Raw genomic sequence first — 20,710 nt, forward strand, 5'->3', positions numbered from 1 at the left:
CGGGTCCATCAGGAGCAGAGGCGAGGAGCCGCATCGTGAACAGTCGAGGCAGCGGCGGGGGGCTCCGGCGCAGGTCCGCGCTTCGGCGGCTGCTGTGCGTACTGCTGGTACCCGCACTGTGCACGGCGGGTCTGCTGTTGTACCTGAACGAACGCGACGGCCGCCGGACGGGCTCCACCGTCGGGGACCGGTCAGTGACCGACCGGGTGGACGTGGAGGTGACCGTGCAGAAGGTCGACGCCGTGGACCAGCAGGCCGTGCTGCGCGTCGTCCTGCTCCCGCGCGGCGCCTACGCGCAGGGCGACAGCGATCTGCCCTCGAAAGAGCTCGTCGTGCGGACCCTGTCACCGACCACCCCGACCATGACCCTCGCGGCGGGCGAGCCCGTCGCGGCCCGGGACATGACGGTCAGCCTCTACGGGGGCACCGTCTCGGACTACCCCTTCGACCACTACAGCGCCGACGTGGGCTTCGCCGCCGTGGCCGCGGACCGTTCCGTGCCGCTGACACTCACCCTGGTCGACGTGGACCCCTTCTTCACCCTCACCGCCCGCTCGGGCGACGAGAGCGAGGAGGGCGTCGCGCTGCAGGAACGGATCACCCGTTCGCGCGCCAGCCGCATCCTCGCCTGGTTCATGATGGCGGCGATGTGGGCGCTGGCGCTGTCGGTCCTGGGCGCCGGGTGGATCGTGGTCAGCCAGCGCCACGGGCTCGTGTGGCCCGCACTGGGATGGATGGCGGCCACACTCTTCGCCCTGGTGGGAATGCGCAACGCGGCCCCCGGCAGCCCCCGACCGGCGCGCTGATGGACTACCTGGCGTTCTTCTGGGCGGAACTGCTCGTGGCACTGACCCTGCCCCTCACCGCCGCCCAGGGCCTCTGGCACGAACGCCGCCCAGCCCCACCCCCCGCCACCGGCTGACCCGAGCCGACCGAACAGCCGGGCCCCCGGGGCCGGCACGACGGCCCTGCAGTTCACGCCACCACCCGCACCACTGCCGCAGCTGCACGTGGACCCGCGCGGGAACAGCGCTGTCCGGCCGCTTCCAGCGTCACGCCAACGTCTCCGCCCGCAGTGGTGTGGTGGCGCTGCCTCCGCGGCGCGGCCGGCCCGACCCCCACTCGCCCGACCCGACGCCGGGCGAACTCAATCCACTGGCCGGTTCAGCTGTGGTTCCGTACGATGGAGGGCGGCCGGCTCTGTGGTGTCATCCTGGCTCGGGCAGGACGTTGAGGTAGTAGTCGCCGCTGCTGTCGCGGTGGACGCCGTGGATCTCGCTGGGGAATCCGGGGAAGGCGCGGTCGTACTCCTGCAGGGCGGTGAGGTAGTGGAGCAGGGGCCCGTCGGCCGGGCCGCAGTTCTCGCCCGGCATGAGGACAGGGATGCCGGGTGGGGTGACCGCGATCATCGCGGCGGCGGTCCGGTGTGCGGACTCCTTGAGCGCCTTGCGCTGGGTACCCTGCCGCATGGCGCGGTAGTAGGCGTCCTGGGGTGTGGTGTCGGCGAGCGGGAGGTCCGTGTAGGCGAGGTCCAGCAGCCGGGTGTGCCCGCTGGAGCACAGGTGGTCGTGCATTTCGTCGCACAGTTCCCGCAGCGTCAGCCCACGGTAGCTGCCCGGATGGTCGGCGACCAGAGCGGGCAGAACGTCCTGAAGGCTGCGGTCATGGTCGTAGTGCTCCTTGAAGTCGACAAGGGAGGCGTGCAGTTGGGCGGACTTCGTGGGGCTGCTGCCCATGGAGAAGAGTGCGAGCGTGGTGTAGTCGCTGGTCTTCTCCATGTGGATGCCCCGGCTCTCCAGGTACGCCGCGAGGATGCGTGCCGGGATTCCCCAGGGCTCCATGGTTCCGCTGACGGTGATGCCGGGACAGGTGATGGTCACTTTGAGCGGGTCCAGCAGGCAGAAGCCGTGTTCCAGTCCGGTGAATCCGTGCCAGTCGGCCTCGGGGGCCAGCTCCCAGCAGCGGTGGTCACCGCTGAGAAGTTCGACCGGGGCCGTCTCGAAGGCGATGGTCCTGCCAGTGGTCGGGTCGGTGACCTGCGGCGGCTGCCAGACACCGAAGAACCACCTGTGCTGCCCGCCGCCCTGCTGGGAGCGGAAGCGGCGGGCGGTGGCAGCCATGGCCTGCCGGAAGGCGATGGCCTGCCTGACGGCGGTGTCGATCAGCAGTTCCCCCTGGGCCCCGTCCATCATGGCGGTGGACACTTCCAGTGAGGCGATCATGGGGTAGAAGGGAGAGGTGCTCGCGTGCATCATGTAGGTCTCGGCGAGGAGTTCGACATCAACGGGTGCCCGGGCCGCAGCACGGACATGCAGCATCGCCGCCTGGGAGAACGCGGTGAGCATCTTGTGCGTGGACTGGGTACTAAATACGGTGGGGCGGTCCGGGCCCGGCATGGCCTCGGGCGTGACGGACATACCGTATCTGCGGGCATAGAGGGGATGGAAGCGGGCATATCCGAACCACGCCTCGTCGAAGTGGACGCGCGGCACACTGCGTGACAGGAGCTGTGCGGCGCGGACAGCGTCGTAGCACAGACCGTCATAGGTCGAGTTGGTAATCACCGCGAGTGACGGTCCGGCTTCATGGGGGCCGATCGGCATCGGATTGTGGTCCAGCTCGGCCGGGGCGACCGGGCCGATCAGGCCGAATCCGTTGCGGGTCGGGATGAGGTAGGTGGGCCGTGCTCCGCTCAGCACCAGCGCGTGCAGCACGGCCTTGTGACAGTTGCGGTCCACCAGTGCGCTCTGCCCCGGAGCCAGGGCGAAGTGACCGACGATTCGGTCCGCCGTCGACGTCCCGTTGAGGACGAAGTAGGTCAGTTCGGCACCGTAGACCTCGGCGGCCCGGCGCTCGGCCTCGCCGATAAGACCGGTGTGCTCCAGCAGCGAGCCGAACTCGGGCAGGGAGACGGACACGTCGGTACCCAGCAGGTTCCTGCCGTAGAAGTCAGCGAAGGCAGTACCGACGGGCGACTTCGAAAAGCCGAGGCCGCCGGAGTGCGCCGGTGTGTGCCAGGAGTCCGCGTCGCGAAAGCTGTAGTCCCGCAACGCGCGAAAGAAGGGCGGAAGCCGCTGCCCATCAGGGGCTCGGACAGCCGAGACCTTATCCGAGGACAGGGTGCCGGCCAACGGATCGGTCGAAACAGCGCCAACGGCTGCGGACCCGATGGTGCGTACATCGCCACCAGTTGAGCACGGTTGGTATTCACTCAGGCCACGCATAGACAAACCCTCCGTGCCACAACCCGGGATGCAGGTGACGAGACCTTAAATCGCCACGCGGAAGAACATATCGATCATTACGAAAGGCAGCATGGGTCGAGGCTCGAACGCTAATCTTCCCAGTTCACCCGGACAGCCCATAGGGCCACCGAAGTTCACTCAGTTGGCGGATTGAGAGTCCACGGAGGATCGGGGACCCGGGCGGGGCGAGCGTCGGCCCAATACCCGCCCCGCCGCTGCCTGCAGCGGGACGGGCCCTGGGGCGGCAGGTCAGGGGCGGTATTCAGCCCCGACGTCGCCCTCAGGGGAAGGGCGTTTGCCGGGGCCGTGTGGTGAGGTCAGCCGCGGGCCAGGTGGAGTTCGGGCATCCGGGGGTGCCGCAGGTACTGCCCGACCGGGTCGACCTCCACACGGAAGGTCTCCGGCGGTGGGCATTCGGCGTGGTCGTAGGCGTCCAGGACGGTCTCGATCTTCCCCCACATGCGCCGGGGGCCGCCCTCGCGCACGGTCCAGCCCCCCGGCGACGGGGGTGACTGGGCGACGGAGCCGGAGACGATGTCGACCAGGAACAGGGTGTCGCCCTGCTGGCTGAGCCGGGCGCGCCAGGGCGCCGTCCTGGATGCGGGTGGCGGCCTCGGTCAGCGCGGGTGTCGCCCGCACCTCGTCTCCTCTGAACAGCACGTTCGAAGACGGAGACACTCCTACGAAGGTCCGACGGCCGCTACAGGCGCCGTCGGACCTTGAGGAAGCGTCACTGGCCTTCCCTATCGTTCGCCCGCGCTCTTGCGATCTCTATCCAAACGATCACCCTATCGGATCGCAGGCAGGCCCGAGTGGGGACCTTCGACACTTTTGAAATGTCCATATATGTCCGTAAAATGGAAGGTGAAGCCCCCAGAAGCGAGGAGCCTGTGATGCCTGTCCCCCTGTCTTCGGCCCAGGCTGCGGTTGCGGCCAACGGCGGCAACGTTCCCGCGCGGCACCTGATGGAGCACGCGCCGTTCGGCGTGATCGTCGCATCGCCGGACGACGGCGGGTCGATCGTCTACCTCAACACGCGCGTCGTGGGGATGTTCAGCGACCGCAACGGGCCGGAGGCAGCGTCCATGACGGAATCCACGCGTGACCTGTTCGACCGCAACGGGGAATCATTGGACTTCCGCCGCTCCCCGCTGGGCATCGCCCTCTACGACCGGATACCCGCCCACAGCGAAGTCCAGTACCGCCCCGCCGCCGGGCAGCCGCTGTGGTTCGACATCATGGCCCTCCCGCTGGAGGAGCCGCAGTGGACCGACGAGCACGGGCCCCTCGCCGTCGCCTACCTGCACGACATGACCCACCGCCGCCAGGTCGAGGCAGACCTCGACGAGGCCAACCGCACTCTGGGCGTGCAGCTAGAGGACATGACGCGACTTCGGGCGCTCACCGACCGGCTGGCGTCCGGCGCGAGCGTGGACGAGACCCTCTTCGAGGTGCTGCGCTCGGGCGCGCACCTGCTGGACGCCCAGATGGGCATCGCCCGGGTCCTGGACGACGAGCAGACCATGGCGAACCGGGCGTTCTTCGGCGTCACCGAGGAAGAGATCCGTCTGATCGAGGACGTCTCGCAGAAGGACTACGCCACTGACGCCCAACTGCGCACCACCCATTCCCTGGTGATCGAGGACGTCCGGCTGGACCCGGTCGCCGGGCCCTACCTGCGCGAACTGGGCGAGGCCGTCGGCTTTCGGAGCGTCTACGCCATCGCGCTGAATGACCGCGACGGTAACCGGGTCGGCACCTGTGTCTGGGCCCGGTCCGTTCCCGGTCGGCCCACCGGTCGCCAGCGAGGACTGGCCGAGACCTACTGCCGGTTCGCCGAGCAGATCATCGAGAACCAGCGCCTGTACGAACGCGAGCACACCATCGCGACCACCCTCCAGCAGAGCATGCTGCCCCAACACCTCCCGCACGTGCCCGGACTGGAGATCACCGCCCACAGCGTCCCCGGCGCCCGGGGCATGGAAGCCGGCGGAGACTGGTACGACGTCCTCGCCCTGGGCCGCGGACGGGCCGGACTGGCGATCGGCGACGTCATGGGCAAAGGCCTGCCCGCAGCCACCGCCATGGGCCAGCTGCGCACCGCCCTGCACAGCTACGCGCTGATCGACGGCGAGAACCCCGCCGCCGTCCTGGGAGACCTCAACGCCCTGATCGGCGACATGGAACTCAGCGACCTGGCCACCGCCGCCTACCTGGTCCTGGACCCGCTGCGCCACCAGCTCCACCTCGCCTCCGCCGGGCACTGCCCGCCGCTGCTGCTGGACCACAACGGTGCCCGCTACCTGGAATCCGGCCAGGGCCCGCCGCTCGGCGTCCAGGACGCCTGGCACGCCGACAACGGCACCATCCGACTGGAACCGGGATCGCTGCTGATCCTGTACACCGACGGCCTGGTCGAGCGCCGCGGCGAGGACCTGGACACCGGCCTGGAACGCCTGCGCCAGTGCGCGCTCACCGCACCGGGCGACCTCGGCGAACTGTGCGCGCACCTTCTGGACGGCTGCGTTGGCAACGCCGTCGAGACCGAGGACGATGTCGCGATCCTCGCGGTCCGCGTCAGCTGACCGGCACGACCCGCACACCCGGCGCGACTCCCCGTGCCGGTGCCCCTGATCGCGGCCGAGGGCCGAGGGCCGGCCCTGTCCGGACCACCCCGGCGCACCGGCTCCCGTGGCAGCCATCCGCCGGGACCGACCCGGCCGGCGGGTCGTGGGCACAACCGCCGACCAATCGCTGCCGGAGGCCAGGGCCGGCCCCCCGGACCCGCCCATGTCCCCGGTTCAGCGGGGCCGGGGGTCGGCCGCGAGGCGCAGTGCGCGGTCCAGGATGTCGCGGGCGACCTGGCCCACGGCAGGTCGGCGGCGAACGCGTGGGCCCGCAAGCGGACCAGGGCCTCGCCGAGCGGCACGGTCAGTTGTTCCACCACCATCCGGCGGCATGGTGCACATGGGCGCGGTGCAGGTCCACCCGCCCGGCCCTGCCCCGGGGGCCGGCCACTGTCCAGGCGGGCCGTGCGGATGTGCTGCGCCAACGCATCCGCCAGCGCCAGCGCGTCGCGGTGCGCACCCGCACCCGGTTCCCCGCATGTGTGCCGGTGGTAGTCCAGCGTGCCGACTCCGATCCCGACCAGTGGGAACGCGAACAGCGCCCGCGCCCCAATCTGCAGCGCTGCCGGGGGCGAACACCGGCCAGCGACGCTGCGCGGCCAGCAGGTCCGGCTTCAGGCACACGACCCCTCCCCGGGCACTGTCCCGCCCGGTTCCCTCCCCGACGGTGAACCGCAGGTCCTCCAGCCCCGCCGTGCGCTAGTCACTGAACAACATCAGTTCCGCGGCCCCGGCGTCCGGGCCCAGCGACACCGCGAGCCCGTCCACGCCCAGCCCGTCCACGCCCAGCGCGTCCGCGCACCGCCTCGCCCACCACGGCGGCAACCCGCCCAGGCTGCCGGCCACCAGGACCTCGATCAGCAGCGCCGTCTCGGAATCGGACATCAACGCCCCTTCGGCCCCGGCCCGTCGCCCCTACCCGGGGCCGGGGCCGTAGGCGCCGGACCCCCGGGCACCCACCCCCACAATGCACCCCCCCGGACCCGCCACGTCAGCCCCGCCCGGCCAGGGCCACCGGGGGAATGCAGGCCGCCCGGTGTGATCATCATGGACACGCCGCCGGTGGAGAACTGGTCTGGATCGGCGTGGGACGAAGGGCGACGGCCCGCCGGGGGATCGGCGTGCCGTCGTGGTGGGAGGTGGGGTATGCGGCTCAGCGCCGCCTGCGGCGGCGGGGCACGATGCGCAGCACCGCGGTACCGACCGCGAGCAGCGCGAACGCCGCGAGGAACAGCCACATCAGATTGGTTCCGGTTGTCGCGAGCGTGGCTCCGCCCGCGGAGCTCGCGCCTACGCCGGATGCGACTTTGTTGTACACGTTCCTTTGCTCCTATCGGGGTTGTCACCAGTTCTTCTTGCGGCGCGCGAGGGCGTCGCAGTAGGCCTTTCCATGGCAGGCCTGCAGGAAGAAGTCGATGCTGAGCTCGTACATCAGAGCGGCCGGAACCATGTAGCGCCAGCCGCGCTTTCTGACGGTGACCACCCGTTCGACGACGAAGACGGCGGTGACGCCGAGCCAGAACGGGTGGAGGTTCAGACCGCCGCCGAAGCCCACGGCCCAGACGATCGTGCCCAGGTACACGGCGGTGACCAGCACACCGACGAAGGTCAGGAGTTGACGGCCCCAGTAGCGCCAGGTGATGCGGGTCATCCCGTACTGGAAGCAGTTCTCCACCGCGCCGCGCTTCCAGCGCAGGCGCTGGTTCCACAGTGCCCGCCAGGTCGGCATGACCTCGGTGGCGAGGGTGCACTCGGGCGGCGAGATCACCTTGTGGCCGAGGTGCAGGATCGCGAACGTCAGCTCGTTGTCCTCGGTCAGGACCGTGGTGTCGTAGATCCCGCCCGCGCCGTCCCCGGCGGGCAGCCGCCCGTCGTGTCTGGCAGCGGTGACCTCGCGCAGGGTTGCGGCCGGGAACATCGCCGCCGTGCCGGTGAGCACCAGGCACTTCCCGCCCAGGCGTTCGACGTCGCGGGCGTAGCGGGCGTACTCGTTGCGCTGCAGGTGCCCGACGAAGCCGCCGCCGGCGTCGCCGCGGAAGATGCCGCCGACCCCGCCGTAGCCGCGGTCGACGTGCTCCAGCGCGGTGGCGACGAATCCGGGGTCCAGTGCGCAGTCGGCGTCGGTGACCAGGAGGACGTCGTCGTCGCCGAGACGGGGCAGCAGTGGGGCGATGGCCTGGTTCAGCGCACCGGCCTTCTTGCGGCGGTTCCCCTCGGTCTCGAACACCTGGGCACCGTGGGCGGCGGCGATGGCGGCGGTGGCGTCCGTGCAGTTGTCGGCCACCACCGTGACGGTCAAGCGGAGGCCGGGAAGCGCACATGCAGTTTGTTCACGAAGCGCCTTCAGGCACCGGCCTATCTGGTCCTGCTCGTTGTGCGCCGGCACAAGGATCTGGACGACTCTCGGTGCGACCTCGGCGGAAAGGGCCGCCGCCGTGCTCTGCACGTGGACTCCTGCGGGTCGGAGGGATGGCCTTGATCTGCGGTGACGGTGCACCAGACCTCCACTCTGCCAGGACGTACCGCCATAAATTGGGGACGAAGGTCGCAGACCGAAGGACCAAAGCCCTATTTGACTGAACGTCATAAAGATATTGAGTGGACGCTGCTGCCGGGCGCCCGCCCCAGAACTGCTCGGCGTCCACCACGCGGCCAGCTGGACCGCCGTCGTCATCGCCTATCTGGATGTTGCGCAGCGCCGAAAATGCCGACGAAGTGGGAGCTCACGGCGCCGACGGTGATGCCGGTGGATCGGACAGCATCGTCGGCAAGGTGTCGGTCTACGTCGGCAACGTGCCGCACTGATGGGTACCCTCAGCGCGCTGGCGGGCCGAGGCAGGCCCGTGCCGACTCTGATTCCGGCGTTTGGGCGGGCGGGAGCCCGGAACGGCGGTCGTGAATCAACAGGCGGGGTTGGCTGCCAGCAGCCAGCCGCGGGTCAGGACGGCGATCTGCGACCACAGGTCCGCGCCGCGGACGTGGAACCGCATCGCGGCGACGACGGCGACCAGGGCCTCGACGGCGTGGGCCAGCTCGTCAACCCAGTACCCGGGCGGGCAGCGCCTCCGTGGCCGAGGCAACGACGTGGATGCTGAGGGCGCGCAGCTCCTGGGCGCGGCACCGGGCCAGGCGGACCCAGCCGCGCACGGTTTCCGGCGGCGCTCCGAACTCGGCCGCGATCTGCCGGCGGCCCTGCCCGCGCGCCGCTGCTACCAGGGCGTGGTGGCCAACGAAGCGGACCGTGTAGACCCGGTGGGGCAGCAGCAAGGCCGCAAACACGACGTGCGTGGCCTTGCAGGCGGTGCACCGTGCACGGTCCGGACGGACCGTCAGGATACCCTCGCCGACGTCGCGCACGGTCCGGGGCCTTGCCCGGCCCCACGGCCGCAGCGCACCAACGCAGTCCGGGCAGCTCAGCGCCCGGCGAGCCAATGCCACACGGGCCGCCGCCGCGTCCAAGACCTCGAACATCGCCACCCATCCCGTCAGGGTCCGGCCTGGCCGTCACTCCCGGAAAGGGGAGCCGGTGCTGCACCCTGACCCGCCACGATCCGCCGGCGTAAGCCGGTCGGCCCGATCGCGGCGACTGACACCGACCCGGGCCCCAGCGCCCGAAGCGGCCGGATCACCGCAGGCCAACTCCACGCGGCCCGTACGTCGGCGATGTGCCGCCGCCGATGAACCCCGAAGGGGAGATACGCGCCCTAGGAGGCCGCGGCGACACCGTGGGCGAAGGCGAGCCACAGCAGCATCGCCAGGTCCACTCCCGCGATGCCCACGCACGCCAGGACGCATCCCGCGCTCGCCGCCCCACGGCGCGCGACCCGCGCCCCGGGCCGCACCACCCACCACGTCGCGACCAGCGGCAGCACCAACCCGACCACACCGGCCAGGACATGCGCACCCACCACCGCGCCGTGCGCCCGCGACAAGTGCAGCCCAGCCAGCGCGGTGGCCAGGCACGCGACCAGCAACGCCGTCACGGGCAGACCCAACCCACGCGACCATGGCGCCCCCGCGCCACCGGGCACCGCCGCCGCCACGGGCACGGGACCATCGACCGGGACCTGCGCAATGGGCGGCACACCGACATCCACTGGCGGCACTGAAGCGCAGGACCGCGGCTGCGCGGATCCGGTTCCGGGAGCCGGGTCAACCCCCTCGGGCCCGGCGGACCGCGGGGAAGAGCGCGGGCGCGAACCGCGGCGGCCGCGCGTGGACGGCTTGGCCATTGACGACTCCTGAGTGAGCGGCGCGTCTGCGGGACGCGGTGGAAGGGGGACTGCGGGGCCGCAGCTCAGCGCACTTCGGCCAGCACCAGTCGGTACGCGCGCAGGCAGGGCGCGCATTGACGCTCGGTGAACACCTCGAACTCCTCCTGCGGCAGCACATCGGGGGCGGCCGCGACGTCCAGCCCGCACAGCATCCGCGAGTCCTTCGCCGCCGCGATGTGCCACACAAGGGCCCTGGTCCCCACGTCGCCCGCATCCACTGCGAGTTCCGGACGCATCTCGTGCACGTTGTTCTCCTCAAGTCGCGCGATCGCGAAAGTACGCCCGGGCGGGTGACCGCGCTCCTAGACGCGGGTGTCCTGCCCGGGCGAAGAGTCTCCTCGGGCACGCACCACGCGCTCCCACAGCGGAGCGCCAACAGCGACCAGAGCAACGGCAAAGCCGACCTGCAGCGCATGGCGGATCCAGTCGATTCCGGAGGTGTGCGCCACCCCGATCCAGCTGGCCACCGCATTGCCCAGCAACGCCCCACCGATCCCCAGCAGCACGGTCAACCACAACGGAATGGACTGCTTCCCCGGCAGGATCAGTTTGGCGAGGACGCCAAGGACAAGTCCGACAACAACGATCCAGATGATCTGAAACACGACCACTCCACGGGTCAGCGGAACGGGCGCGATCCATATCGCCGATCGCGCGCTCCCACCCATCATCAAACCCACAGCGAATCGGCGCATGTCGGCAGATGCCGCCGCAATGCACTGCCCCAGCAATCGAACCGGGCCCACCCAGACCGCACCTGTCAGGGATACGGCCGAATAGGACCCGGCACCTCCAATTTATCCCGTTCCGGACCACCGGGTTCGCCAGGACACCCGCAACGGCCGCTCCTCAACCAGAAGTCACGCGATCGGGTCCGTCCCTGCACTCCACCGTTCATGACCCCACGGCCATCCCAACCACACGCCGACAGCCCAGCACTGGATCATGATCAATATGTCAGAGCGGCTCCCAGATAGACGGGACTCAACGGATCCTCTTGAAGTCGGTACGCACCGTCACGGCGACCCCGGCGAGGGTGAAGCCGACCTCCTCGCCGAAGCGGTAGGGCACCGCCGAGGTGTACTCGTCCCCCTTCGGCTCCCGGTACAGAACACACTCCCCGGTCAGCACGTCCACGATGAGGTACACCGCGATACCGCGCGCCGCGTACTGGTTGAGCTTGCGCCCGTAGTCCTGACCGACCGTGGAACGCGACACGCTCTCGGCAACGAAGTGCACATGCTCCTGACCGACGAAAGCGTCCCCCGGACCCAGCACCCCCGCGTCCACCACCAACACGTCCGGCTCAGGCGTGTAGCCGTCCAGCTCCGGCAGCACCCCCTTGTCCCGCGTCACGTGCAGCCCCGCCTCACCGGCGAGCTGCTCCGCCAGCTGCAGCCGGATCGAGTCGTCCGCCTCACTGTGAGCCTCCGTCACCGGCGACATGTACAGACGCCCCTGGTCGAACAGCAGCTTGACCGCCTTCGGCAACTGCATCGACCGCCGCACCTGCCGCAGCCACTGCGCGTACTCCGGGTACATCGAGCTCATCGCGCGCCTCCCAAGCAGCCAACGGACACCGCCATCGTACGGGCCGACACCTCCCCCGGACTTCACACCGACAGACCGCACCACCCTCGCTCCGCACCCCGGCCCGCTCTCCAGTCCTAGGGGAGATGCTCCCCGCTGTCCCCTGGAAGTCTCGTACGTACCTGGGTGCGCCATAGCGACACACGGACCCGCATTTCCGCAGGTCAAGCGCATAGTGATCCCAGGCAATCCGTAAGGTCAACAAGAGCAGACCGCATCCAAGCTTGCCTCCCCGAGCTCCCAGTGGGCACGGCCGTGCCCACCAGTGGTTACGAGAAATGCCCTCCGACTCCACGTTTCCGCAGGTCAGAGGGCATTTATGGGGTGGAGCCTAGGGGAATTGAACCCATACCGAGCACAGCCCTGACCTGCAGCTTTGCCGGAAAACCGGGACAAACACCCCTGTTTCCATCCTCCTGAACCCTGCTCGATCCGCCTCGATCCGGCTGGCGTAACCACTGGTGGTCACGCCTCCCGAGGGCGTCGGGACGCTGGTTGGCGTAACCACTGGTGGTCACGCCTCCCGAGGGGCGTCGGGAGGCCCCTCCGGGGCTACCGTCCGAGTTTCATCGGACTCCCAGAATAGGGCGCGGGAGGGTGCAGCGCTGGTGCGCACCCATCACGATGGCCCCATGAGTAACGCTCAACCGACTACTCCGCCCGAGGACGTTCTGACGCCGGGCGGCCAGCGCCTGGCCCAACGCTACGGGCGCCTACAAGACCTGGTCGACTTGTGTGCCCGCGCCGCTGAGGCCGGCGACTGGGTGACGCTGTCGGACCATTCCGGCGAGCTGAGCGTCGCTGCTGACGAGGTGAGCGCGGCCGCGGCCTTCGTCACCACCGAGGCGATGCCGACCTCTCCGCACTTCATGCTCACCGCCGCCGCGCGGCTGCGGGAGGCCGACCGGCCGTAGTTCGGCCCGCTGGCCGCCCGCCCCGTCGACCGCTACGGCGCGGTGACCGGCGTGACCAGTTCCGGACCGTTGTTCCGCACCGAGTTCACCGCCGTGGACACCGGCTGCACAGACAGGTGCCCGGCGGCGGGCTTCTCCAGCAAGGCGCGAAGGTCTGCCACGTCCTGGTGCTGCGGGTCCAGCCAGTCGTCCCAGTGCTCCGCCGAGACCGTCAGCGGCATCCGCGGATGGACCCGCCCGGCCGCGTCGGTCGCCTCGGTAGTGATGATCGTGCAGCTCGCCACCCATCCATCCGGGTCATCGCGGTGGGCCGGGTCGCGCCACAGCTCATACAGGCCCGCCATCGACATCCCGCTCCCGTCTTCGGGCGAGAGCAGGTACGGCTGCTTGTAAGCCTTCGCGCCGCCCCGCGCCGGAACCGGCTCCCACTCGAAGTAGCCGTCGGCGGGCAGCAGGCACCGGCGACGGGTGAAGGCGGCCCTATACGCGGGCTTCTCGTGAACGGTCTCCATCCGCGCGTTGATCATCCGCGCACTCCCCTCCATGGTCTTCGCCCACGACGGCACCAGCCCCCACCGCAGCGGGCGCAGGTTCCGTTGCACGCCGCCATCGCCGTCGAAGGCGCGCTCCAGCACGCCCCAGACCAGGTCCGTGGGCGCGATATTCCACGACGGACCCAGTTCCTGGCCCGGATCGAGCAGCGACGCCCGGTAGGTCGTGGCCAGGTCCAGGGGGCTACGAGTAGAGACATATCGACCACACATGATGAACACGGTGCCACGGAGGCTGGGAAGCTGCGAGGGAACCGGCGGGGAACCGCGACCGGGCGTGGACAGCGGGGCCAGGGGTGGGCCGACCGGACGACGCGCGCAGCGTCAGTGGCCCTTCCCTCAGGCTCAGCCTTCGCACCACTGAGGTCTCCTGCCTCAGCCGGGTCGAGTGCGTCGGCGCGCTCCCTCAAGTACATCTGCTGCCAAGAGCGTGAACGAACCAGATCGCGTGACTTTCGCAACATTCCCGTACGTCCTGATCGTGCACACCCCCTTGTACGATTGGGGCATACCGGGCGCGGCTGCCGACGGCAGCGCACCTCAAGCACGAGCCCCTGGCCACTCGCGCATCGCGTACGAGTTTCGGGATGTGCTCGGCACGGATCATCTCGATGGAATTTCAAGGGAGCGACTATGCGTTGGCGCCGGGGTTGTTCACCGCGCGCCCTTGTGGCGGCTATGCCCTGGCGCAGAGGCCGTTCGCAGCGCGCCCTTGTGAGGGAATGCGAGAGGCTTCTGATTGGCCTCCCCATACCCACGCCTTTCAGCGTAGAGGCGCTGGTACGAAATATCGAGATGGCGTTGGGGCGCCAGATTCGGCTAGTGCCGATGGATGATCCCGACGGCGGCCTGGGAACGGCATGTGGCCTGCGAGTAAAAACGCCGGAGTTCACACTCATTCTCTATCGCCGCCGTTCAAGCCGCAATCAGACCGAGCACATCATCCTTCACGAGCTGGCGCATGAATGGCTGAATCACGGGACCTGCTTGACGGCTGCGGAGATCAAGCGATACGTCCCTGAACGCATTCGAGAGGAAGTTTTCCGGCGCTTCCCGTCAACTCTGGTCCAAGGGCGCGTAGATTTCGACAGCCTTGAGGAAAAGCAGGCCGAGCTTTCGGCTTCGCTGATAAAGCGATTGGCACGCCGTCAGCCAGTCATCGGAGATGACATGGTCAGCCTCCTAGAGTCTTCACTCGCTCACCCACGGCGCCGCCTCTAGAGGAAATTTGGCATCAGTCGCCAGGGTTCTTACCAACCCCGCGATATCCCTGCCGCACAATTCCCCCTACTGGCAAATATGGCTGCCCGCCGCCGGCCTCCTAGGCTGGCAAACGCGCGGTCGACACAGATATCCACTGGTTAAGTGTCCTACTTTACATATCTGACTGCGATAGTGATGACAGTCATCGCCGTATGGCGATTCCCCGCAGTGCGGTACGCCGATGCTCACCGCCGAGCGCTCTGGGGTGGCTATGCGGGCTTCGCAGTAGCCCTTTGGCTCTACACGCCAGCGGCCATGAATGCAGCAGACCACATTCCCATCGTGGATCTGAGCGCCCTTCTCCGGCACTTTGCCAGTACAGCAGCGATCATGGCAGCGCTGACCTACGTGGCCACCAGCTACGGCAAGACCACGGAAGCAGCTGTACCCCGGCACGTGGCAGTCTCCCGCTGGATCGCCCGCGCGTCCTATAAGGCGGGGGCGATCGGTGTTGTACTGCTCACGATCCTATTCTTCACCGTGGTTAAGCGCGACAAGCCGAGTCAGAACTTTCTCATCGACCATGCCGGACAATGGGGAGTAGCGGTCTACATGACCACTTTCTACTTCTTCCCACTTGTCACAACCGCGGTCTGCGGCTACCAGTGGACGCGAGCAGCGCGGCGCGCTGAGAGTAAAAGCATGCGCGTCGGTCTGATCTTGATGGGGATTTCGATGTGGATGGGGCTGGTTCATACAGCGGCCCGCATCACCATTCTTTGGGCTGCGGTGGCCTTCCCTATGAGTCCCACCACAGTGCAAGACCTCGTGGATTTCACGTCCATATGGATGGATCTGCTCTTCCTGATCGTGGCTGTCGGCGCAAGCATTCCCTCTACCCGCGCAGCGGCAGCCAGATGGAAGACGTGGCGCACCCTCTACGGGATTTATCCACTCTGGTTTGATCTGGTAGAAGCTTTCCCTGGAACAAGCCTGTATCCACCTAGGCGACGCCTCGTAGAATTCATGCAAATGCGTGTCCCTATAGATGTCCGCCTGGACCGGTGGACTCAGGACATTGCTGACGCTTGCGAGAAGCTGCGCTACTACGCTCCGCTAAATTTGATGTTCACGGCAGAGGACATCACTGCCTCGCACCTCGATCCTGAGCCTGCTGCTGAAGCGGCTTGGATTAAAGCCGCGCTACAGGCTGCCGACACCGAACCGGCTCGTTTGAGTGCCACGGCTCCCCTGAGAGAGAAACCGTTTGTTGACACCGACGGTGAAGCAGCGTGGCTAGCGAGGGTCAGCGCGGCCTACTCACAGATCACCACAGACCAGGTTCAAGAGCTTCTCCTGCACTCCAGCAGTGTTGAATTCGAACCAGCAGGTGAGATTTAGCACCATCTAGTGCATGAACTGGTCTGGTACCGTGGGTAGAGCGGACTAGTGAGTGTTGCTCCGCCCCCGTAGTGCACCCAGGCCGGCGAAGGACAGTGACTTTCCTCGCGATATGCAGCCGGGTCCGCGACGCTGTCCGATCTGGATGGGCGTCTAATCTCAGCAATGGAGTTCCCGTATGTCCAATCGCCGCACCGGCCTCATCCTCGATTTCGGAGGCGTGCTCACGACCCCGCTACTGCCCGCCGTCCTTGCCTTCGAGCAGCGCGAGGGCCTTCCGCAGGGTGCCTGCCTCACGGCCCTGTACAAGGACTCGGAGGGCGTCCGGATCACCAGCGACCTGGAGCGCGGAGTGGTGTCCCAGACCGAGTGGAACGAGTTCGGCGGCGCGATGCTGGGCGTCTCCCCCGACGGATTGATGGGCCGAATCTTTGGCGACCTTCGGCCTGAGCCCCTGCTGATCGACGCCGCTGCCGCCGCGAGGCGAGCCGGGATCAAGGTGGGTATCCTGTCCAACTCGGTGGGCCTGGCTCCGTGGGACCTGTACGAGGGCTATGAGCTTGAGAAGTTGTACGACGTCGTGGTGATCTCTGAGCAGCACCTGATGCGCAAGCCGGACGCCGAACTCTTCGAGATCACGCTCAAGCTCATGGATCTGCCGGCTGAGCAGTGCATCTTCGTTGACGACACCGCCGCGTACGTTCAGGCAGCCGAGGAGCTGGGTATCGCAGGCGTGCACAACAAGGACCCGAGGGAGACGGTAGCCGCTCTCTCCGAGCTCCTCGGCGTGGACCTCACCAAGGCTTAGTCCGAGGTGCGGTCGTACGTCTTCGACGTCGGGGCGCCCAGGACAAGACCACTAAGGGACTGCGGCGTCGCCCCAACTTGGGGCGACGCCGCAGTCCCTTAGCGTTGCCGGCCTCAGTCCGGCATTGACCCACCTTGCACTGGTTCGCAACGTATCGGACGCCCAAGCTCACGAGGTGGCTTGCCCACAGCGTCACTCCCCGTCCGACACCTCTGGCAACTTGATCTTCAGTTCGCCTACGAGTTCGTTGATGTTGGCCATCATCTCTGCCGACAGGCCCCTGTGGTTACCGCGGGCAGCCAGCCCGAGTACCTGACCGCTGTGGATGGAGCCAAGGAAGCGGAGGGCCTCCAGGAACTCCCTGGCCACGGGGTTGACCTCGGCATCGTCCTCAAAGAGCGCGGCGTCAACCTGGAGTGCCTCGGCCAGGCCGGCGCGCACCACGTCGGATACCTCGGTGACGGCACCCGTGCGAAGCGCGACGATATCGCCAGCGGTGACAGCAGCCCCGCCTGCGTGATCATTGACGACCCGCGCGATGTCCTCATCAGAGGGTGCCTTCTGGCCCGCGTACCCATGCCGCAGGATGTAGGCGACCTTTTCGCCGACCGTGCGAGGTGCGGACGCCTGCTCGTCACGCGAGGCCCTGGGGCGAAGTCCGAACGAGCAGTCTTGGGCGGTCAGCAGATCAGCCTCGGTCACCCCGTACGCCTCTGCCAGGGGAGTCACGTAAGCGTCGGCCAGCTTCCGCCGACCGGATTCAGCGTTACTCACTGGGACGCGACTCGTACCGATGATCGCCGCCGCTTGTGCCACGCTCAGGCCAGCGTCACAACGCAGAAGCTGCAGGTCCGGCGGCCCGTCATGGGGGAAAAGTACATCGAGCGGCTTCCCGAGAGCTGCTGCAATCGCGGGCAACTTCTCGCCCTTGGGGAAGTCTTCCCCGCTCTCCCATCGCGCCACAGTGGGGGCGCTGACGCCCACCACCTCGCCCAGTTCCTTCTGGCCGAGTTCCTGCCCCCGCCGTACGGCACGTACGCGGCTGCCGTCGAACTGGCGTGGGGGCACTTGAACTCCTGCGACGTGACGATCGGGCTGGTCGGGATTGGGTTTGAGACGTCCGCATCCCAGGCTTGATACATCCGCACAATTAACGTACGTTTCTGTATCGCACCTGTTGAACGGGCCTCGCCCCTCCATTGTGCCAGTCCGGTGATCCTCAGCCGGTCGCCCCCGGTCCTAGCACGGCTTCGAGGGAGCGACCACCACACAGGAGTGTCGCATGTCTACACCCACAGGTGGCAAGCAGAGCTTCGCCACCCTCACCGAGCGCAGGCCGGCCGCGGCTTTCGCTCGACACCTGCCCACCATGCATGGCCAGGTCTTCGACCTGGAGGCCGCCGCACTTCTTGCAGGGCAGGAAAAGTGCTGACCCCCTCTCCGGCCAATGCGCCCTGGGACGGGGCCGACCTCCAGAGTCTTGCGGCAGTAGCCCAGCTGTTCTCCCGCATAGGCGAGCTGACCTCCCTCCCCCGGCCAGCACAGGGGGCGGACGACGGCTGCCTGCACCTGGGCTACGAGGAAGCTGCCAGGCGACTGAATGTTCCGGAGAAGTGGCTGAGAGAGCGAATCGCCACGCTCCCCCATCGCAAGATGGGCAAGTTTGTTCAGTTTACCGAGGACGATCTCAGGAAGATATCCGACATGCACTTTGTGCATCCTTCTACCGCGAATTCCATCCAGGATTCTACTATGGACATTCGCCCTTCGCAGCGCGCTCGCCGCCGCTCTTAACCCCCCTCCGCACAGAAATTAAGGGCGGCATGAAAAGAAATATGCGTGGTATTATTAAGTCTGCCGCAAACGGCGACTTTTCCCCTTTGCTTGATGCGGCACGGAATGCCCCGGGAAAACATTGGGCCGAGGATGCACGGTGTTCTGAAATGGACACCGAGCTATTCATTCTCGACGCAGACGGTCCTCTCAAAGATCCCGGCCACGTCCGAAAGGTGCACGGGCGAGAGCTGAATCTCGCCTTGAACACATGCGCAGACTGCCCGTTGGCCGTTGCGGCTCGGTGTTTGGTCGAGGCGCTCCAGCACGACGACGAGTACGGCATCTGTGGCGGCCTCCTGGCCTGCGAGCGCTTGCAACTGCGTAGCAGCTGGCGGCGTCGCCACACGAAGGATGCGGTCGAGTCCGCCTTGCGCGGGGTTGCCGTACGGCTCTCTGACCAGGAGCGAGCCGAGGTCATAGCCCGGTATGCGGCATCCAGCGCTTACCGCGCTGAGGTCGTAGCCCAGGGGCTGAGCGTCACTCGGGAGTATCTGGCCAAGCTGACCTACCGCCACCGGCAGCAGCAGCGAGCCAAGGGGATTCAGCGTCCCACACGCTCTCCTGAGGTCGCCGCCGCGTAGCGCTGGTCGGTATTCCTCTCCACGCACCACCGGCATTAATCCCCACCCAATCCTGCCAAGGCGAAACAATGAGCGACCTAGCAACTGATGCCGTCTGGAAGCTTTCAAAATCGTGCCGAGGATCTCGCCTAGTCCTACTGGCGATGGCCCGCAGGGCGGATGACCAAGGTCAGGTCAGCCTGTCCCTGGAGGAAATATCACAGATGACACGGCTGACCGTCCGAGGCATCTCGAAGTGCATTTCCGAACTTCAATCGCTGGGGGAGCTGACCCGCACCACCGGCGGCGGCAGTCGAAATCCCAATAAATACACGATCGTCCTAGGCTCCTCCACCGATGAAGAAGGGGCGGCGCTGCGGAAACGTTCACGGAACTCAGTTCCTGGAACCAAGTCGGTGGAACCGAGTGCCAACAACCCAGCATCGGAGCAGGAAAGTTGGAACTCAGTGCAGCCAAAGACGGAACCTGCTTCTAATCCTACGGGTGTTGGTAGTACTCCCTTCGGGAGTACTACCAACAACAACCAGCTTGCTAGCTCAACCGTCCCGCCTCCAGCTGGCTCCACCATCAGCGTCCCGGCCGGAGCCCAGCAGCTGGTCTCGGAACTCGAAAGGGCCGGAATCGTCGTCGGATGGCGACTCACCCCGCCGGAGTGGCAGCGGGTAACAGCCTTGTCGGCCCGTTGGGGCGCATCTCGCCTGATTGAGGTCGTCTCCAGGCGCTGGGACCCGAAGCGTCCCCCGCAGTCGGCCCGCTACCTCCTGCGCATCTGGGACGACCTTCCTTCGGAGCTCCCCGCAGCCACCGTCCCCAGCAACGTCGTTCCGCTCGGTCCGTCCCGGTCCTGGAACACCTACCGCGATTCTTCCGCCCACGCCTACCAGAACGGCTTCTGAGCATGTCCGCACCGAACCTCGCCGCCCACACCGGGGCCATGCGCACGATCAGCCGGATCATCGCTGCCAAGGGGCTCGACCTCGCCGGAGCCGCTCCCGCCAACGATGACCAGCGCCACACTGAGGCACCAGGTCCTGGAGATCCAACCTGGCACCATGGAGCGCGGGTATCGGATGCGGTCCGCCGCTGGAAGGCGGCAACTCCGCCCCGGTATCGCATGGCCGAGGTGACGCTCCCCCGCGCCGTCGCCTGGGCAGAGGCTGCGCTTGCCGATCCGACGGCGGCAGGCACCATGCTCCTTACCGGCCCCACGGGCACGGGGAAGACGTACCAAGCTTTCGGGGCACTGCGGCACGTCGCGCAGGGCGGCCCCCGCCGCCGGTTCGAGCTGATCACCATCAACTCCGCGGACATGTACGGGCGGCTGCGTCCGTCGCAGACCATGGGCTCAGCGGAGGCAGAGCTGCGCCGGCTGAGCACTGTGCAATTTCTGCTGCTCGATGACCTGGGAACTTCCAAGGTCTCGGAGTGGACAGAGGAGATCACGTACCGGTTGTTCAACTACCGCTATAACCACTGCCTGCCGACAGTGATCACCAGCAACCTTCCGGCCCGTAATGACAACGGACCGGACCTGACGGACTTCGTGGGTGCCCGGGTTGCGAGCCGCCTAGCGGAGATGGTGACCGAGTTGGTGCCCGTTATCGGCGGGGACCTTCGGCGCGGGCAGGGTGCAGCGTGATGTCAGCTCCTCGTACGTCGGCCGCTCGGACAGCACCTATC

General features: G+C 67.4%; 24 protein-coding genes. 10 read left to right on the forward strand and 14 right to left on the reverse strand.

Annotated elements, in window-relative coordinates:
• The first annotated feature begins 35 nt into the window (after positions 1-35).
• The gene (locus tag IF29_RS42000) at positions 36-806 is read left to right on the forward strand and encodes a DUF4436 family protein (protein ID WP_051725348.1); all 771 of its coding nucleotides are present in this window, start codon (positions 36-38) and stop codon (positions 804-806) included.
• A gap of 402 nt (positions 807-1,208) precedes the next feature.
• Here the strand turns inward: IF29_RS42000 and IF29_RS0115255 are convergent, their stop codons facing one another.
• Positions 1,209-3,224 carry an Orn/Lys/Arg family decarboxylase gene (locus IF29_RS0115255; RefSeq protein ID WP_084714279.1) on the reverse strand — a complete coding sequence of 672 codons (2,016 nt, stop codon included), beginning with the start codon at positions 3,222-3,224 and terminating at the stop codon, positions 1,209-1,211.
• Positions 3,225-3,562: 338 nt separating this feature from the next.
• The gene (locus IF29_RS46020; protein WP_157623753.1) at positions 3,563-3,706 is read right to left on the reverse strand and encodes a hypothetical protein; all 144 of its coding nucleotides are present in this window, start codon (positions 3,704-3,706) and stop codon (positions 3,563-3,565) included.
• 432 nt (positions 3,707-4,138) lie between these two features.
• Between IF29_RS46020 and IF29_RS0115265 the strand changes: the two genes are divergently transcribed.
• Positions 4,139-5,830 carry a GAF domain-containing SpoIIE family protein phosphatase gene (locus IF29_RS0115265; RefSeq protein ID WP_030254467.1) on the forward strand — a complete coding sequence of 564 codons (1,692 nt, stop codon included), beginning with the start codon at positions 4,139-4,141 and terminating at the stop codon, positions 5,828-5,830.
• Positions 5,831-6,176: 346 nt separating this feature from the next.
• On the opposite strand, the gene IF29_RS47635 is transcribed toward IF29_RS0115265, so the two are convergent.
• From IF29_RS47635 to IF29_RS0115315, 10 genes are all read right to left on the reverse strand, one after another.
• A complete protein-coding gene (locus IF29_RS47635; RefSeq protein ID WP_232242154.1) occupies positions 6,177-6,332 on the reverse strand; it encodes a hypothetical protein in 156 nt (51 codons plus the stop codon).
• Positions 6,333-6,571: 239 nt separating this feature from the next.
• On the reverse strand, positions 6,572-6,757 hold the full coding sequence (locus IF29_RS0115270) for a hypothetical protein (protein WP_030254470.1): 186 nt from the start codon (positions 6,755-6,757) through the stop codon (positions 6,572-6,574).
• Positions 6,758-7,025: 268 nt separating this feature from the next.
• Positions 7,026-7,190 carry a hypothetical protein gene (locus IF29_RS46865; RefSeq protein ID WP_198037458.1) on the reverse strand — a complete coding sequence of 55 codons (165 nt, stop codon included), beginning with the start codon at positions 7,188-7,190 and terminating at the stop codon, positions 7,026-7,028.
• Between the two features lie 24 nt (positions 7,191-7,214).
• Complete coding sequence (locus IF29_RS0115280) at positions 7,215-8,546, reverse strand: glycosyltransferase family 2 protein (RefSeq protein WP_332262541.1); 1,332 nt, start codon at positions 8,544-8,546, stop codon at positions 7,215-7,217.
• Between the two features lie 226 nt (positions 8,547-8,772).
• A complete protein-coding gene (locus IF29_RS0115290) occupies positions 8,773-8,952 on the reverse strand; it encodes a hypothetical protein (protein ID WP_030254475.1) in 180 nt (59 codons plus the stop codon).
• Positions 8,909-9,343, reverse strand: coding sequence for a DUF6431 domain-containing protein (locus tag IF29_RS0115295; RefSeq protein WP_232242169.1), 435 nt, complete (start codon positions 9,341-9,343; stop codon positions 8,909-8,911). The genes IF29_RS0115290 and IF29_RS0115295 overlap by 44 nt, the downstream gene beginning before the upstream one ends.
• Positions 9,344-9,576: 233 nt before the next feature.
• Entirely contained in the window at positions 9,577-9,855 is a 279-nt protein-coding gene (locus IF29_RS0115300; protein WP_157623755.1) for a hypothetical protein, read from the reverse strand.
• Positions 9,856-10,169: 314 nt separating this feature from the next.
• On the reverse strand, positions 10,170-10,391 hold the full coding sequence (locus tag IF29_RS0115305) for a hypothetical protein (RefSeq protein ID WP_030254484.1): 222 nt from the start codon (positions 10,389-10,391) through the stop codon (positions 10,170-10,172).
• A gap of 57 nt (positions 10,392-10,448) precedes the next feature.
• Complete coding sequence (locus IF29_RS0115310) at positions 10,449-10,751, reverse strand: hypothetical protein (RefSeq protein ID WP_030254486.1); 303 nt, start codon at positions 10,749-10,751, stop codon at positions 10,449-10,451.
• Positions 10,752-11,130: 379 nt separating this feature from the next.
• Positions 11,131-11,697, reverse strand: a complete 567-nt coding sequence (locus tag IF29_RS0115315) for a Uma2 family endonuclease (protein WP_030254489.1) — start codon at positions 11,695-11,697, stop codon at positions 11,131-11,133.
• Positions 11,698-12,368: 671 nt separating this feature from the next.
• Here IF29_RS0115315 and IF29_RS0115320 point away from each other — a divergent pair.
• Positions 12,369-12,650, forward strand: a complete 282-nt coding sequence (locus IF29_RS0115320; protein ID WP_030254492.1) for a hypothetical protein — start codon at positions 12,369-12,371, stop codon at positions 12,648-12,650.
• 32 nt (positions 12,651-12,682) lie between these two features.
• Here the strand turns inward: IF29_RS0115320 and IF29_RS0115325 are convergent, their stop codons facing one another.
• Positions 12,683-13,414 (reverse strand): SOS response-associated peptidase, encoded by a 732-nt coding sequence (locus IF29_RS0115325; protein ID WP_030254494.1) that lies wholly within the window; start codon positions 13,412-13,414, stop codon positions 12,683-12,685.
• Positions 13,415-14,029: 615 nt separating this feature from the next.
• Here IF29_RS0115325 and IF29_RS44910 point away from each other — a divergent pair.
• The 3 genes from IF29_RS44910 (at position 14,030) to IF29_RS0115335 (ending at position 16,613) form a co-directional block, all read left to right on the forward strand.
• Positions 14,030-14,422: a hypothetical protein gene (locus IF29_RS44910; RefSeq protein WP_232242155.1), complete on the forward strand. Its 393-nt coding sequence runs from the start codon at positions 14,030-14,032 to the stop codon at positions 14,420-14,422.
• Between the two features lie 174 nt (positions 14,423-14,596).
• The gene (locus IF29_RS0115330; RefSeq protein ID WP_332262543.1) at positions 14,597-15,805 is read left to right on the forward strand and encodes an MAB_1171c family putative transporter; all 1,209 of its coding nucleotides are present in this window, start codon (positions 14,597-14,599) and stop codon (positions 15,803-15,805) included.
• Between the two features lie 178 nt (positions 15,806-15,983).
• Positions 15,984-16,613 carry an HAD-IA family hydrolase gene (locus IF29_RS0115335; protein WP_030254500.1) on the forward strand — a complete coding sequence of 210 codons (630 nt, stop codon included), beginning with the start codon at positions 15,984-15,986 and terminating at the stop codon, positions 16,611-16,613.
• A gap of 192 nt (positions 16,614-16,805) precedes the next feature.
• Here IF29_RS0115335 and IF29_RS0115340 read toward each other — a convergent pair whose 3' ends face one another.
• A complete protein-coding gene (locus tag IF29_RS0115340) occupies positions 16,806-17,681 on the reverse strand; it encodes a helix-turn-helix domain-containing protein (RefSeq protein WP_030254503.1) in 876 nt (291 codons plus the stop codon).
• Positions 17,682-17,895: 214 nt separating this feature from the next.
• Here IF29_RS0115340 and IF29_RS46025 point away from each other — a divergent pair, with 214 nt between their 5' ends.
• The 4 genes from IF29_RS46025 (at position 17,896) to IF29_RS0115365 (ending at position 20,669) form a co-directional block, all read left to right on the forward strand.
• Positions 17,896-18,045, forward strand: a complete 150-nt coding sequence (locus IF29_RS46025; RefSeq protein ID WP_157623756.1) for a hypothetical protein — start codon at positions 17,896-17,898, stop codon at positions 18,043-18,045.
• Positions 18,046-18,448: 403 nt separating this feature from the next.
• Complete coding sequence (locus tag IF29_RS0115355; RefSeq protein WP_269665007.1) at positions 18,449-19,030, forward strand: WhiB family transcriptional regulator; 582 nt, start codon at positions 18,449-18,451, stop codon at positions 19,028-19,030.
• Between the two features lie 203 nt (positions 19,031-19,233).
• Positions 19,234-19,926, forward strand: coding sequence for a hypothetical protein (locus IF29_RS46030; RefSeq protein ID WP_157623757.1), 693 nt, complete (start codon positions 19,234-19,236; stop codon positions 19,924-19,926).
• A 38-nt stretch (positions 19,927-19,964) separates the two neighbouring features.
• The gene (locus IF29_RS0115365; RefSeq protein WP_030254522.1) at positions 19,965-20,669 is read left to right on the forward strand and encodes an ATP-binding protein; all 705 of its coding nucleotides are present in this window, start codon (positions 19,965-19,967) and stop codon (positions 20,667-20,669) included.
• The last annotated feature ends 41 nt before the right edge of the window (positions 20,670-20,710 follow it).

Source organism: Streptacidiphilus jeojiense (assembly GCF_000719095.1).
Lineage (GTDB): Bacteria > Actinomycetota > Actinomycetes > Streptomycetales > Streptomycetaceae > Streptacidiphilus > Streptacidiphilus jeojiensis.